14 protein-coding genes and 1 pseudogene are annotated in these 14,665 nt (G+C 64.0%); 9 read left to right on the forward strand and 6 right to left on the reverse strand.

What is annotated here, in order from left to right:
* Positions 1-66: 66 nt before the first annotated feature.
* A complete protein-coding gene (locus F600_RS0118265; protein ID WP_018162087.1) occupies positions 67-777 on the reverse strand; it encodes an anti-sigma factor in 711 nt (236 codons plus the stop codon).
* The gene (gene sigK, locus F600_RS0118270; protein ID WP_245541565.1) at positions 774-1,457 is read right to left on the reverse strand and encodes an ECF RNA polymerase sigma factor SigK; all 684 of its coding nucleotides are present in this window, start codon (positions 1,455-1,457) and stop codon (positions 774-776) included. The genes F600_RS0118265 and sigK overlap by 4 nt, the downstream gene beginning before the upstream one ends.
* 237 nt (positions 1,458-1,694) lie before the next feature.
* On the opposite strand from sigK, the gene F600_RS0118275 reads away from it, so the two are divergent.
* The 4 genes from F600_RS0118275 (at position 1,695) to F600_RS0118295 (ending at position 6,378) form a co-directional block, all read left to right on the forward strand.
* Positions 1,695-3,164 (forward strand): molybdopterin-dependent oxidoreductase, encoded by a 1,470-nt coding sequence (locus tag F600_RS0118275; RefSeq protein WP_060934607.1) that lies wholly within the window; start codon positions 1,695-1,697, stop codon positions 3,162-3,164.
* Between the two features lie 500 nt (positions 3,165-3,664).
* The gene (locus tag F600_RS0118280; protein WP_026306678.1) at positions 3,665-3,871 is read left to right on the forward strand and encodes a hypothetical protein; all 207 of its coding nucleotides are present in this window, start codon (positions 3,665-3,667) and stop codon (positions 3,869-3,871) included.
* Between the two features lie 153 nt (positions 3,872-4,024).
* Positions 4,025-4,669 (forward strand): fasciclin domain-containing protein, encoded by a 645-nt coding sequence (locus F600_RS0118285; RefSeq protein ID WP_018162091.1) that lies wholly within the window; start codon positions 4,025-4,027, stop codon positions 4,667-4,669.
* 425 nt (positions 4,670-5,094) lie between these two features.
* Positions 5,095-6,378 carry an SAM-dependent methyltransferase gene (locus F600_RS0118295; protein ID WP_026306679.1) on the forward strand — a complete coding sequence of 428 codons (1,284 nt, stop codon included), beginning with the start codon at positions 5,095-5,097 and terminating at the stop codon, positions 6,376-6,378.
* 87 nt (positions 6,379-6,465) lie between these two features.
* Here F600_RS0118295 and F600_RS0118300 read toward each other — a convergent pair whose 3' ends face one another.
* Positions 6,466-7,776: a hypothetical protein gene (locus F600_RS0118300; RefSeq protein ID WP_026306680.1), complete on the reverse strand. Its 1,311-nt coding sequence runs from the start codon at positions 7,774-7,776 to the stop codon at positions 6,466-6,468.
* 184 nt (positions 7,777-7,960) lie between these two features.
* Here F600_RS0118300 and F600_RS0118305 point away from each other — a divergent pair, with 184 nt between their 5' ends.
* The 4 genes from F600_RS0118305 to F600_RS0118320 all read left to right on the forward strand — a co-directional run bounded on the left by F600_RS0118305 (position 7,961) and on the right by F600_RS0118320 (position 10,805).
* Positions 7,961-8,605 carry a methyltransferase domain-containing protein gene (locus F600_RS0118305; RefSeq protein WP_018162095.1) on the forward strand — a complete coding sequence of 215 codons (645 nt, stop codon included), beginning with the start codon at positions 7,961-7,963 and terminating at the stop codon, positions 8,603-8,605.
* Positions 8,602-9,678, forward strand: coding sequence for a molybdopterin-dependent oxidoreductase (locus F600_RS0118310; protein WP_026306681.1), 1,077 nt, complete (start codon positions 8,602-8,604; stop codon positions 9,676-9,678). The genes F600_RS0118305 and F600_RS0118310 overlap by 4 nt, the downstream gene beginning before the upstream one ends.
* Positions 9,678-10,148 carry a hypothetical protein gene (locus F600_RS28900; protein ID WP_018162097.1) on the forward strand — a complete coding sequence of 157 codons (471 nt, stop codon included), beginning with the start codon at positions 9,678-9,680 and terminating at the stop codon, positions 10,146-10,148. The genes F600_RS0118310 and F600_RS28900 overlap by 1 nt, the downstream gene beginning before the upstream one ends.
* 471 nt (positions 10,149-10,619) lie before the next feature.
* A complete protein-coding gene (locus F600_RS0118320; protein ID WP_026306682.1) occupies positions 10,620-10,805 on the forward strand; it encodes a hypothetical protein in 186 nt (61 codons plus the stop codon).
* Between the two features lies 1 nt (position 10,806).
* On the opposite strand, the gene F600_RS0118325 is transcribed toward F600_RS0118320, so the two are convergent.
* On the reverse strand, positions 10,807-11,217 hold the full coding sequence (locus tag F600_RS0118325) for a VOC family protein (protein WP_018162098.1): 411 nt from the start codon (positions 11,215-11,217) through the stop codon (positions 10,807-10,809).
* A 462-nt stretch (positions 11,218-11,679) separates the two neighbouring features.
* A complete protein-coding gene (locus tag F600_RS0118335) occupies positions 11,680-12,231 on the reverse strand; it encodes a DUF2231 domain-containing protein (RefSeq protein WP_018162100.1) in 552 nt (183 codons plus the stop codon).
* Between the two features lie 365 nt (positions 12,232-12,596).
* Here F600_RS0118335 and F600_RS32190 point away from each other — a divergent pair.
* A pseudogene (locus F600_RS32190) lies at positions 12,597-13,430 on the forward strand (DUF4158 domain-containing protein).
* A 175-nt stretch (positions 13,431-13,605) separates the two neighbouring features.
* Here the strand turns inward: F600_RS32190 and F600_RS0118350 are convergent.
* Positions 13,606-14,652 carry a crotonase/enoyl-CoA hydratase family protein gene (locus F600_RS0118350; protein ID WP_018162103.1) on the reverse strand — a complete coding sequence of 349 codons (1,047 nt, stop codon included), beginning with the start codon at positions 14,650-14,652 and terminating at the stop codon, positions 13,606-13,608.
* Positions 14,653-14,665: the final 13 nt, after the last annotated feature.

The following is a 14,665-nucleotide window of genomic DNA, read 5'->3' on the forward strand; positions in this document are numbered from 1 at the left end:
CAAACCGCGGCCTCGGCTGCATGCCCCGCGACAGCGCACTAAGAAGGCCGCACTCAGCGGACAAAGTTAGGCAGCCAGAGTCGCAACGGCCAGTGGGGTCATGGAGGGTTGTGGCGCGCCGCCGGCTGCTTCGATGGTGATAGCGACCGCTGAACCGGCAGTCAGCCCTGTCATCGTCGTGGGTGTGCCGGGTTTGGGTAGGCCCGCTGGATGAGCGCCGGACTTGAGCAGCCACAGCTGGTAGGTCCGCCCATCAGGGGCTTGCGCGACACCGTTGAGCGCCACGACTCCCTGCCCGAGTTTGGGCGAGTAGGTGACGGTCATTGTTCCGCCGCCGGTTAGTTCGACTGTGATGTCGCGTCGATCGGCTGCGGTTTGGACAGCACCGGCGATGGTGTCCGGGACCGGCCGGTGAGCGTAGAGGTTGATCGCAATACCGGACCCGACAAGAAGCGCGAATACCGCGGCCACGCTGAGAGCGACCCTGCGAACCCAGTGATTGCTTTCCCGTTGTCCGGTTTGTTGGCGATTGATCGCGGACAGGATCGAGGTGCGCAGCTGGGGACGCGGTCTTCTTGCTTCGGCCGTAGTGACTAGTGCCATGGTTTCGTGAACGTCGCGAACGATCTGCTCGAACGCCTGCTTGGTCGAGGTGTCAGCGTGTGGCAGTCGATGCTCGGTGGCGAGTCTCTCGTCGTTGTCGATGGCGTCGATAGCATAGAGATAGGCGAGGTCGAGCAGGTTGGACGGGCTGTCGGGGTCCCCGTGTGAAGTCATCGTGTCACGCCCAAGCATTTCTGAAGTCCGATCAAGCCGTCGCGGATACGGGACTTGATCGTGGGAAGCGAGGTACGGAGCTGATCGGCGACCTCGCGATAGGACAGCCCCTGGTAGTACGCGATATTGATGGCTTCGCGTTGTTTGAGCGTGAGCGTTTCCAGGCACCGCACAACGACAGCAGCTTCCATCGAGTCTGCAACTGTCTCGGCGACGACATCGTGGTCGGTGGTCCGCGATTGTGCGTGGTAGGTCGAGTCACGGGTGCGGCTAGCCTGCTCAGACCGGACGCGGTCGATTGCACGCCGGTGCGCCAGCGTGGCCATCCACGCCATCGGCGACCCGCGGGATGGGTCGAACTGGCCAGCAGAATTCCAGATTTCTAGGTAGATCTCCTGCATTGTTTCTTCGCTGAAGGCGGGGTTCCGGAGGATACGCAGAACCATGCCGTAGATGCGGGCATTGGTGGCGTCATAGAGCGCTGCAAAGGAACCCCGGTCACCACCGGCACATCGAAGTACAAGTGCGGCCAAGTTTTTGGCCTCGACCTCGCGCCTACGCACCCTTAAGTCGTCGGGCGCCTCACAGGAGGGCCCGTGCTCGGGATAGTCACCGTCGGCGAAGTCGGGTCCATGGTCGCTCATCAGCGACAGAACCGAGACTTGCAAGGCGGCCGACATGAGCTTCTCCGGGGACGAGTAATTGAACACCCAGAGTTCGGAGACGTAGCGGCAATGGATGGGTCCTCGACACGAGTTGCCTGACCCATCCGCGCATGCGTCGGCATCGAACTAAAGAGGTAGTCGCATATCCAACTAGCCCCGAGCGAGGTCGCCGTGGCCGCTGAATCTACGCGGGCGCATGTTCCCCGAACCCAATTATTGGCTGGCTCGGCCGGCGGTGTCGTGGCCGCGGCGATGGTTCTTGCGGTGGGCCAACTGGTCTCTGTACTGATCACTCCACTGTCGTCACCGCTGCTGGTCGTGGGCAACACGATCATCGATCTCACTCCGCCGGCGGTGCGTGAAGCGATCATCAGCAACTTCGGGAGCAACGACAAGCTGATCCTGTTCTCGAGCATCGGCGTCGGTATCTTCATATTCGGCCTGCTCGCTGGCCGGCTTGAGGGCCGCCGACCCATCGGGACAACCCTGTTCGCGCTCCTAGGTCTGGGCGTGGCCGCTGCGGCCCTGGTACGTCCGGGCGCGGGCATCGGATACGTCGTACCTACCGTCGCGGGTGTGGTCGCGGGCATCGCAACACTTCGATTGCTGACGCGATACTCCCGCTCGCAACCGAGCACCTCTCCGACGCTTGGGGAATCTCGCCGCGACTTCGTCAAGTTCTTCGCCATCGCTACCGCAGCGGCGGCGGCCGCGTTTGCGGCCGGGAAGATCATCACTGACAAGATCCTTTCGGTTGCCGCCGATCGTGCGCGGTTCCTCGTTCCCACGCCGTTGCGACCCGCGAAACCCGTCGTGCCGGCAGTCACACTCGATGTACCCGGGATCACGCCGTTCGTCACCGCGAACCGGGACTTCTACCGTGTCGACACTGCCCTCACGATTCCTGCGGTCGCCGAGGCCGATTGGGAGCTGCGTATTCATGGCATGGTCGACCGGCAGCTCGTCCTGAATTTTGCTGACCTCCGTCGCCGCGAAGCTGTCGAGCGAATCATCACTCTGACGTGTGTCTCCAATCCGATCGGCGGAAACCTGCTGGGGACGGCGCGCTGGACCGGCTACCTGATCAGGGATCTGCTCGCTGAAGCCGGTGTGCAAAAGAGTGCCGACATGGTGCTGTCGAGCAGTTCCGACGGATTCTCCGCAGGCACCCCGGTCGAGGTGTTGACCGATGATCGCGACGCTTTGCTGGCCGTGGCGATGAACGGCGAACCATTGCCGATCGAGCATGGTTACCCCGCTCGATTGATCGTCCCGGGGCTGTATGGCTATGTGTCGGCCACTAAATGGGTCATCGACCTGGAGGTGACTCGCTTCGACCGCGCAAACGGCTACTGGACGACCCGGGGCTGGTCTGCCAAGGCTCCGATCAAAACCGCGGCCCGTGTCGACGTCCCGGCATCGTTCGCCACCGTCGATAGCGGTGCCGTGGTGATCGCGGGGCTGGCATGGGCCCAGACACGGGGCATTACCAAAGTCGAGGTCCAGGTCGACGGCAGCGACTGGCGGGTAGCCGAGCTGGCCGGCAGCTACAGCAACGACACGTGGCGTCAGTGGCGCATCACGTGGGACCTTGGTCCCGGGAACCACACCGTCCGGGCACGTGCCACCGATTCCACCGGGGCGACCCAAACCGAGCAGCGCGCCGAGCCGATGCCCGACGGTGCCACGGGCTGGCCCAGCAGGGTATTCACCGCACGCTGACAGCCGTCCCCGCGGGGCCAGTTGACGGCGGGCCGGACGTTGCCGATAAGCACGCGACGGTCCGGGGCCACGTCGGCTGGGTAATGCGCTGTGCAGCCGACGACGCCCCCGGCCAGTGCAGTCCGGCTGCGGCGACTGCCGCTGAACCAGCCGGGTTTTCACACTTGTTTCGAACCAATGTTGACTCTGTTCCATCCGCTGCGGTGCTCGCTCCGAACTTGCGGGTAGAGAGTCGCGAAACGTTGCGACCCAGAAGTTGGGCCAGTCATGGAGCATCAAACCGTCGTCATCGGAATGGGAACCGAGCCATACGCCCCCGCCCGGACCCTGCGCACGAGAACTCACGCCACCTCCGATGAGGCGGCGCCTCCGCTGGGTGATCATCCTCCTTCACGTCCGATCGCACTGAGTAACGCCCGGACCACCGTTAATACGCTGATTCACAAACCTCGGCGTGGCACGTGCGTTGCAGTGTCGCTTCTGGCCCGGAGGGAATGGCAATGAACGTGCTGATCGAAATGGCGACCTTGTCAATGTCCCGCCCGACGGTCGGAGCGAGCAACGAAGAAGTCGCTGGCTGGCTAGAGGCCAAGGCTCGACTACACGAGCAATTGGCGGTCGAGGGCGGATGTGATCAAGAGCGTGAACGCACACTCGCCGCCAATGCCCACCGCCGCGCAATGAACCTGATCGGCACCGCGGCGTAGCCGTCCGTGGGCATCGTGCTTGGTCAGCAGGTCCGTTAAGAGATTGGCCATTGGACCCATCCGCCCGCATCGGGGCACCGAACCCCTCAGGACATCCCACTTGTGACATCGCGAGGCGATGCGACGCAAGTCCCACGACAAGGAGTTCATCTCATGCCAATTCGTAGAAACGGCGCCCTCTTCCTCGCCGGCATCGCCACCGTATCCGCCGTCGGGTTGACGGCGTGCTCGAGCAACAACGGCTCGACCACCGACACGTCGAAGGCCGCGGTAACCACGACCGCGGTGGCCGATCCGGCCGCTGACCTGGTCGGCCCCGGTTGCGGCGACTACGCGAAGAAAGTCCCGTCTGGTTCGGGCTCGGTGGCTGGCATGGCCCAGGACCCGGTCACCGTCGCTGCGTCCAACAACCCGATCCTGACGACCCTCACCAAGGCGCTGTCGGGCAAGCTCAACCCCAACGTCAATCTCATCGACACGCTCAACAACGGTCAGTTCACAGTGTTCGCACCGACCGACGATGCGTTCGCCAAGCTTCCCGCGGCCACGATCGACAAGCTCAAGACCGACTCGGACCTGCTGACCAAGATCCTGACCTACCACGTGGTTGCCGGACAGCTCACGCCCAACCAGGTCGCCGGTGAACACGCCACAGTGCAGGGCGGCAAGCTCAAGGTCGCCGGCCCTGTCAGCACGCTCGAGGTCAACGGCAACTCGGGTGTGGTCTGCGGTGGTGTCCACACCGCCAACGCCACGGTGTACATGATCGACACCGTCCTCATGCCGCCGGCTGCCTAGTCATCCCCGACCTAAGCAGTTTGGCGGTGCCCGGCTGGTCAACACTTGAGACCGGCCAGCCGGGCTTCCACACTCTCGAACGCCCCAACGTCGTCACGTCCAACAAGGCGGACGTACGCCGGGGCGCGGTCGCAGGCCGCTGACCTGTCTGGGTCGCCCACCGAAAACGGCATCGTCCGGCTACTCCCACTTTGCGGGCTCAGCCTGGCTCTCCATATCCGCACCACGGCGTCCGGCTTTGGTTCACACTAGGCAACCACGCTTCGCCGGTGGGACCAGCGCTTCGCGTCCAGCCGGGACACGCGCGCAGCGCTCGGTCTCGACGATACGTTCGGTGCGATGTGGCGCTTCTACCTCTGCTACGCCCGTGCCGGTTTCGCGTCCGGCTACCTCAACGCCCAGCAGTACCTCTTGGAGTCCAGCACATGACGACAACGACGCCCAAGCCCGTACCCATCTCCGCGGCAGGTAAAATTGCTGCCCTGGTCGCGCCCAGCTTCGGCGGTTGTCTGCCCCTCCGCATCCAAGCCTGGGACGGATCTGTGGTAGGTCCCGCCGTGGCGCCGTTGCTGACCATCCGCGACCGCCAGGCGCTGCGACGGCTGCTCTGGGCATCCCCGGAGCTCGCACTCGCCCAGGCCTATGTCCTCGGGGAGATCGACTGCGACAGCGACCTGCGTGCGAGTCTGCGCCTCATCCGCCGGGCCCGCGACACCTCGACCGGCAAACAAGGAGTGTCACCGGTCCAGATCGTCCGCGGTCTGGCCGCACTGGCCAGATGGCGCGTCATCGGACCACGCCCCGCCGCACCTGACAGCCAAGCAAACCTTCGCGGCCGCTTGCACAGCAAACGGCGTGATGCCGCCGCGATCGCCCACCACTACGACCTGTCTAACGAGTTCTATGCGCTCATCCTCGACGAGTCGATGGCCTACTCCTGTGCATACTGGCGCTCGGACGCCCCTGGCTACACCCTGGCTGACGCACAAGCCGACAAATTCGACCTCATCTGCGACAAGCTCGGACTACGCCCCGGCACTCGCCATCTCGATATCGGCTGCGGCTGGGGATCGCTGACCCTGCACGCCGCACAGCGCTACGGAGCAAAGGTCCTGGCGGTCACCTTGTCGGAACAGCAATACCAATATGTCGCCGCACAAGTGGCCAGGCGTGGACTTGGCGACCGTGTAGAGGTACGACGACAGGACTACCGCGACATTCCGGGCGGCCAGTTCAACTCGATCACCGCGATCGAAATGGGCGAGCACGTCGGCGCCGGGAACTATCCGATGTTCACCAGCCGGATCGCGGAACTGCTCACACCCGGCGGACGGGTCCTCATCCAGCAGATGTCCCGGCGAAACAAGCCCGGCGGGGGCCCGTTCGTCGAAGCGTTCATCGCACCGGACATGCACATGCGACCGGTCGGGGAGACCGTCGCCATGATCGAAGATGCCGGCCTCGAGGTGCGGGACGTCCACGCACTGCGCGAGCATTACGCACGCACGGCAGATGCGTGGTACGACACGTTCAACACCAACTGGGACCAGGTCGTGGACTTGGTCGGGGAACAAGTTGCCCGCGTGTGGCGTCTCTACCTCATCGGTGGATCACTCGCGTTCGCACAAGGCCGGATGGGTGTGGACCAGATTCTCGCGGTCAAGCCCGGCGGTACGGCTGCCCCCATCGCGCAATGGCGTCTGCGGTGACCTCCAAGTCTCGCCGCTAGTTCTGCCGCGAGCGCGCTGGTCGTGGGGGTGCTCACCCCGACGATCGGGGAGAACGATCATATCCGGTCACCAATGGGTCAGCAGGAGATGATTGATCAACAATGCGCCGACGGCCTGCGCGACGAGCCACCTGCGTGGTTTGGGTAGCAACGCGACGGCGAGCAGCAGCCATACCGTGAACGAGAGCCAGATTCGCTCCGTTTCGGCTTTGGACAACGCACTCAGATCGGCGCCGAGGATCGCCACACCAGCGGCAATCGGCAGTAGTCCGGCGCCCTTCGGGCGTAGTCGGTGAAGGCCGCCCACCGCGCCCACACCGACCACGCACACCGTGGCGGCCAGGTTCGCCCACACCCAATAGCTGAACGGACGGCGGGTCGCGATGCCTTGGTAATAGCGTTCGACGACGAGATTCATCCCGTCTAACCACCAGAAGCCACTGCATGTAAACGCTGCCGCCACAGCTAGGGCACCGACAACGGCCGGGACGATCGGTCGCCAGTTCCGGGTCGACCACAACACCGCGACGGCCGGAATGCCCATCAGGACCAACCCGTAGTTCAGATAAATCCCGAAGCCGAGCAGAACGCCAGCGCCCAGCCCGGCCACCAAGCGGCCAGAGGTAGCGGCAACTGCGAGTAGGGCGATTCCCCACGCAGTGACAGCCATGAACCAACCATCCGCGGACGTACCTACCCAAATGGCGAGCGGCGAGAGTACGAGAAACGGCACAGCGGCGCGTGCCCACGACTCGTCACCGAGAGCGCGGAAGGTCACCAAGACAGCCATCACCGCTGTGCTGCCCGTGAGGACGACAAACACGCCGGCCCATGATGTACCGGACAAGCCCAGTCGGTCGAGGACGACAAACGTGAGGAAGGCGCCTGGTGGGTGACCCGATACGTGGGTTGTCCACGACTCCGGTTGGAAGTCGAGAATTCGGCTGCTGAACTCCCGCAGCGCTTCCCCCATGCTCGTGATACGCGGGATGTCGTGGAGGTATTCGTTCGGGTCGGCAAACGGCGCACCGAACCCGCGTTGCGACGAATCGACGAAAACAAGGCTCACCGTCCAGGCAAGGTAACCGGCCCAGGCGGCTGGCATTAGATGCCGCCACCGCAACCTCTGGGCGATATCCGGTCCCCACAGAACGACTGCAACCGCAAGAAGGACTGCGGGAACCGTTCCCCAGCCGACATGCGGCAGCCAGTCGCCGAAGATAGGGGCAGCGTGGACGTAGTTCTTGTCGCGGAAGTGTTTGCCGCCGACGAGGCCAACTGCTGCCGCCGCCGCAACCAACCCCAATCCAAATGCGGCGAACAGGTAGTCCGCCCGCGTCCGGTTGCGGGGTGGTGCCTGGCTAGCTCCATCCGTCATGTTTCCGACGTTATAGGGCTCGCGAAGCCATTGACGCAGGTCATGGGACCCGCGCCGATGACGTCATGGTTTAGTCAGCGGATTGGAGGGGTCAAACTTGGGCCGCCGGTCCTAACGTTCGGACCATGGGACAAGCAGTGCCGACTTTCACATTCGCACCTCGCGGCTCGTTAGTGAACGGGGCGTGACCGTGCATCAGGTACAGACGATCGAGGTGTACGAGCGGGCGCTCAGCGGTGAACCGGTGTGGATACGGGGCGCGGACGGGTCGATGGATCGATTGCCGGTCGACGTGTGGAGCGGTCAGCTAATCGGCCCCTTCGACTCGTCAGTGCTGGGCTTGTGCACCGGTCCGACGATTGATCTGGGCTGCGGACCGGGCCGATTCGTCGCGTGGCTGAGTGCGCGGGGGACTCCGGCACTCGGTGTCGATTCGTCGCGGCTGGCCGTGAACCTTGCGCGGAACCGCGGGGGCACGGTCCTACACCGAGACCTCTTCGGGGAGTTGCCGGGTGATGGCCGCTGGCATCACGTGTTGTTGATGGACGGCAACATCGGTATAGGGGCCAACCCCTACCGGCTGCTGAACCGCGTCAGCGAGTTGCTCGGCCCCAACGGCACCGCAATGGTCGAGTTCGACTCACCCGGTGTGGCCTGCGGCGTCCGGGCGATTCGCCTCGAGACCAGTACCGTCGCGAGTCCGTGGTTTCCGTGGGCGCGCGCCGGACTCGACGCTGCCCGCGAGCTCGCAGCCAAGTCCGGCTTGAGCGTGGTCGATCAGTTGTCCGATTCCGGACGACATCTTGCAGTTCTGGAGCGTGCAGCATGAGTACTACAGTCCGGGGTCCCGCGATTGCTTCGCGCGTGGGGACGGTCCTAGGCATCGCCATTGCGGTGTGTTTCACCACGGGGCTGCTGTCGCATTGGATTCAGAATCCGCCGGGCTGGTTTTATTGGCCCGCGCATCCGGTGTGGCTGTACCGGGTCACCCAGGGCGCACACGTCATCACCGGCGTGGCGAGTGTTCCGTTGTTGCTCGTCAAGCTCTGGTCAGTGTTCCCTAAGTTGTTCGAGCGGCCCATCATCAAGTCTCCGGTACATGCCGCCGAGCGCGGCAGTATCGCGATACTCGTCGGGGCGATGATCTTCGAACTCGTGACCGGCATCCAGAATGCCGCCCAGTGGTATCCCTGGGGATTCTTCTTTCCGCCGATTCACTACGCCGTGGCCTGGGTTGCGGTGGGCGCGTTGCTGATCCACATTGCGGTCAAGATCCCGATCATCCGCGACGCGCTGGGCGAGCGTCAAACCGATTCCCGGCGGCGGACCGTCCTTCGGACCGCATGGATCGGTGCGGGAGTTGCGGCGGTTGCCGTGGCCGGCCAGTCGATTCCAGCATTGCGGAAAGTCTCGGTAATCGCTCCGCGCAGTGGCGAGGGCCCACAGGACCTGCCAGTGAACAGAACTGCGATCGCGGCCGGAGTCACCGACACTGCGCAGGCGTCGGATTATCAACTGGCTGTGGTCAGCGGTGACGTCGCGCGGGCATTCACCCGAATTGAACTTCAGACGATGGCGCAGACCAAGGCAAGTCTCCCGATAGCGTGCGTCGAGGGCTGGAGTGCGTCTGCCAACTGGGAGGGTGTGCCGATCCGTTCGTTGCTCGACTCGGTTGGCGCACCCCGCGGACGCGACGTCCGGGTGACCTCCCTCGAACGTGGCGGTCTGTATCGTTCGACGACATTGCCGGCGAACTTCGCCGATGACCCGATCACGTTGGTGGCATTGCGGTTGAACGGAAAGGTTCTCGATCTCGACCACGGGTATCCCTGTCGCTTGATTGCACCCGCTAGACCAGGCGTCCTGCAAACCAAGTGGCTGTCTCGGATCGAGGTGTTGTGATGTCAGTGGGAATCGCGAGGCGTCGTGCCGAGTTGGACCGAACTGTGGTTTTGCGCGGACTGCTCGGTCTCGTGGGAGTCGGCGCGATCGCCTTCGGCGTGATGTCAGCGCTGGATCGACCGATTGCCGACCTGTTGTCGGCGGCGATTTGGTTCGGCGGTGGAATTGCGCTGCACGATGGCGTATTCGCGCCGATCTGTCTGGCGGTGTGGTTTTTGGTCCTGCGGCGTCTGCCGGTGTGGGTATCAGTGTGCGGATTTCTTTCGGTGGTTCTGATGGTGCTCGCAATTCCAGTGCTCCCGCGGGAGAAGTCGCTGCCGAACCCGACGGTGCTGGACCGAAACTACGTACTCGGAGTAGGCGTGGCTCTGGCCATCGTGTGGACCGCCGGCATCGTTGTTCAGTTGATCCGGTCCATGTTGAATCTGAAGAGGCGTGCCGTCCTCGCTACCGGTACCTCGGCACATTAGTTCTGTGCCCGCCGGCGCAGCCTTGTCGCAAGTCGATACCCAATAGTGCGAAGTGATGAGTTTTCTGATTCGCGCTGTTCGGAACGGCCACGACGGGCGACGCGTTCTATCGATTCGTGTCCGCGACGAAGAATCTCGTGTGCGGCTTCAATCTCCACTTTTTCGGCTACGAAGTAGGGTGCCAATCACCCAATGTGCCGAAACCCGAACCGCGCGTTGGTGCCGACCGTGCGACGAAGCGGGCGCTTCCGTCACTGTCTACGGGGCAGATTCCAGCAGTCGTCGCAACAATCACGGATACATGGTCCTTCTTACAGGCTAGCTAAATGCTGCGCCGAGCAGGACTTGGAGAGTTTCAGGTCGCGACCTTCGATCCGACGTACGTCGGCCGCGATCCGCTCGATCGGGGGGCCGGCTGGTCACCCCACCCTTCGCGGCCCTCGCGGCGAGTCGCCTCCGTCCGGGGGGGGCGTGTGGCGGCTGGCCACCGACTGGGCCGACTACGCCGAGCAGATGGTGCGGGTGTTCGATGCCGAGCCGGGCCTTCGAGGGTGGCGTGGTCGATCGCTGGGCCGAGCGGCCGGTGACGAGGTTCGAGCGGAAGGGGACTGCCGCCGGCTGCGGCATCGCCGACCGGGCGCAGCGCGGATCGGGTAGGTCAGCCGCCCCCGGCAATGTTGACCAGCCACGAGGTCCCGAACCGGTCGACGCACATCCCGAACTCGTCGCCCCACGGCTGGGTGGCCAGCTCGACCGTCACGGTCCCTCCGTCCGACAGCGCCTGCCAGTAGCCGCGCAGCTCCTCGGCGTCGTCCCCGCCGAGGCTGACCGCGAGGTTGTTCCCGGGCCGCAACGTCTCGCCCGGCAGCATGTCGGCGGCCATCAGCGTGAGGCCAGACGCTGTTTCCAGCTGACCGTGCATGACCTGGTCTCCCATGCCGTGGTCGTCGGTGCCGAAGTCGCCGAAGTGGTTGATCGTGAGATCGCCGCCGAACACGCCCTGGTAGAACGCCAGGGCGGCCGAGGCATCACCCGCGAAGCTGAGGTAGGGGTTCAGTCGAGTGGTCATGGACCGACGATAGAGGGCTCACCAGCGAAGCAGACACAATAAAGAAGCAAATTCATGTTCTTCGCGACGATGAGACGCGGCATGGCCATCGAAGAGAATGTCAGCGAGTGGCGGTTCGGCTGGGTGATCCGGATTCTCGTGCCGGTGCTGGGCTTCTGCGAATAACCAAGCTACTACTTAACATAGTGTCGATTATCGGTATTTACCTGACCAGGGGATTCGATCCAAGCGATCCGGAACGCACGCGACGTCTACGCACATCATCACCGGCCACGCATTCCGAGCTGTCGTGCGTGGTTCGGTCCACCCGCCATGGTTCATAGATCACTCTCGGGCACTAGCCGTGCGATCGTCGCCATCGCACGTTCGACGACGGTAGCTTCGCCGGCAAGGCACTGGTGCTCCCACGCATCCGGCAAGCCTCTTTACGTCACAGTGACGGAAAGAAGGATTGAAGCACGTTCACGCCACGTTGTATTCGACAACCGCCTCCGCGGTATTCGGCCGCTGCGCAACGCGCGCGCCCTGGTTGAAGACCAAGTGCCCACCGATCGCGCCACCGAGCCCGACCGCGCTCCAACCAAGAAGACCGAGCCACCGCGACGTCTCGTCGGCGCCAGTTCTGCGACGAAGGTAGGACGTGAGGAACAACGCAACTCCAGCAGCATTCGTTGCTGCATGCACGAGTCCCACTCGGCGCTGCCGTCCGTCCAGCGTCGACCAGTCGGCCCACCCGGTCGTGATGACCGCCGGGAGCGACGCCAAGCCGAGGCCGATCATTCGCCGTGCCGCCCTCGGTTCGCCGCTGCGGTCGAGCACGATCGCTCCGGTCCACGCACCGATCGGAACGGCGACCAGCGCCGGATGCGCGGCATGCCCGAGCCACTCGCCGCGGAGTATCGTCCCGGCTGCGCGGCCGTCGAGGATCTTTCGCCAGCGCCGTTGGATCAGGTCACTCACCGGATCGAGCGCCGCTAACTCTTCCAGCGGTCGGAACGTGTCACTGAGATTCATTGTTTGGTCGTACCCGTGGGTCCCTGCGGCAAACCCGCTCAAGACTGACACGTCGGCCCTCCGCAAGTTCAGCCCCCCGCCCGGCGCCGAGTCGAGCCCGGGCTACAGATTTGTCACTGTGACGTTTCGTCGAGAGGTCGTTGCCCACCGCTGCCGGAGCGCCGATTAATAGACCACGACCTTCTCGCGCGACAGGGTAAATCCACACCCGTGCCCACGTTCTGCACTCGGTGCCGGCTAAATGGCCAAACCGTAGTTTCCAGCGAAAAAACAACGATTCCGTAGACAGAGCCAGTGGCGGTCGTACGATGCTGGCGCTTTGACGGTCAGGGACTGCGGGGTGACCTGGGGTGGCGACGCGCGATGTGTTCTCCGAACAGGAGTTGGCGAGGCTGCGAAGCTTTCCGGAGATCACTCGCGCGGAGTTAATCCGCTACTTCAGTCTGACCGAACCGGACGAGACATTTGTACGTCAATTCCGTGGGCCAGCAAACGTTTTGGGCGCTGCCGTGCAGCTGTGCACGCTGCCGTGGCTGGGGTTCGTGCCCGACGATGTACGTACCGCGCCTAAGGCTGTGGTCGGTCGGCTGGCCGAGCGGGTCGGCGTCCCTGCGGCTTAGTTGACTGGCTATGCGGTGCGTGAGCAGACCCGTACTGATCACCTGCGTGAGATCCAGCGCTTCAGCGGCTGGCGCAGCATCGATGCTCCGGGTTGGAAGGAGCTCGATGAGTTCCTGTTCGCGCGGGCGATGGAGCACGATTCCCCGAAGCTGCTGTTCCGGCTCGGCTGCGACTACTTGTCCTCGGGACGGGTGGTGCATCCGGGTGTGGTGCATGTGCTCGAACATGTCGCGACGGCGCGGACCCGGGCACGGGCCGAGACGTGGACCGTGGTGGCGCATCTGCTCGACCCGCGGCGGCGGGCCGAGCTCGATGCGTTACTTGAGGTCGATCCCGAAATCGGGCGCACCCCGTTGAACTGGTTAGGTGCCGGTCCCACCAGTACGAGCCCGGGCGCGGTGAAGGCGGAGGTGGAGAAGCTGGCAGTCCTGCGTCGGCTCGATGCGCACACGCTGGATCTGTCGATGCTGCCTGCGGAGCGTCGTCGCTTCCTGGCCGGGTTGGGTCGCCGGTTGACCGCGCAGGCGCTGTCGCGGCGCGAGCCGGAACGTCGCTATCCGATCCTGATGGGCACGTGAGTTCCCAATCGGTAGATGAACACGGACCGAATGCTGTGACGTCACGCCGGTTCGGATTCGAAGACTCGACTTCCGAGCTTCCATTGCGCCATGGCACCGGTCGTATAGACCGTGGTCGAGCGTCGATGATTCACCCGCAGACGCGGTGAAATGTAGACGGCAGATACTCGGTATGTCACTGGAACTGGGTGCGTTTGTAGTCGCCGAACGGCTCGTCACGTTCTCGGACCGCGTCACGGAACCCGGCGGTGGTGGCGTGTTGCTGAAAGGCGTATCCCTCGCGGGTGTGCCGGGAGATGCCGTCGAAGACCGTGCTAATCATCGTCGAGTTCGCGACCCCCTGGGTCACCAACGAACTGTTGAGGGCGAGTTTGACCATCATCAGCTGGTTGATCGGCATCGCCGCGATCCGCTCCAACAGATCCTCTGTGCGCTGATCGAGCTCGGCGGTCGGGACGGATTCCACCGCCAGGCCCCAGTCGGCGGCCTGTGCGCCGGACAGACAGTCCCCGGTGAGCAGGAGTCGTTTCGCGCGTTGATCGCCGAGGCGGTGCGCCCACATCCCAGCGGCGGGGATGCCCCAGACCCTGGTCGGTGGGTAGCCGATCTTGGTGTCGTCAGCGCAGATGATCTGATCGGCATACAAGGCGATGTCGGTGCCGCCCGCCACAGCGAAGCCGTGCAATTTCGCCACGGTCGGCTTGTTCGCATGCAGCAGGCTCGCGAAGCCGCGGTTGAAGCGGCTCATCATCGCGTAGTCGAGCATCGGATCCCAGGTGGTGTCCGGAGTGTGGTTGCGGGCCTGCACGACCGGATCGAGCACGGTACCGGCGGCGGGATGGGTGTCGGGATCGACACCCCGCTCGGGGCCGAACCCGTTTTCTCCGAAGGTAGACAGATCGTAGCCGCCACAGAATCCTTTTCCGCGCCCGGAGACCACGATGACATGCACCCGGGGGTCGAGGTCGGCGCGTTCCACGGCGCCGGCGAGTTCGGTGGGGGTGTCCCAGGTGATCGAATTGCCCTGCTCGGGTCGGTTGAAGATGATCCGGGCGATGCGGCCGGTCACCTCGTAGGTCAACGTCCGGTATCGGTTGCGGTCGTTGTCGTGGCAGTGATCGTGGGTGGGAGTCGGGCGAGCGGCGAACAGGGAATCATCGCCGTCGGTCCAACCGGCCCGCCATGCCGCCGATGCGTCAGTGTCAGTAGTGGTGTTCTCCAACAAGGTGTAACTC

It is taken from the genome of Smaragdicoccus niigatensis DSM 44881 = NBRC 103563 (assembly GCF_000380645.1).
Classification (GTDB): domain Bacteria; phylum Actinomycetota; class Actinomycetes; order Mycobacteriales; family Mycobacteriaceae; genus Smaragdicoccus; species Smaragdicoccus niigatensis.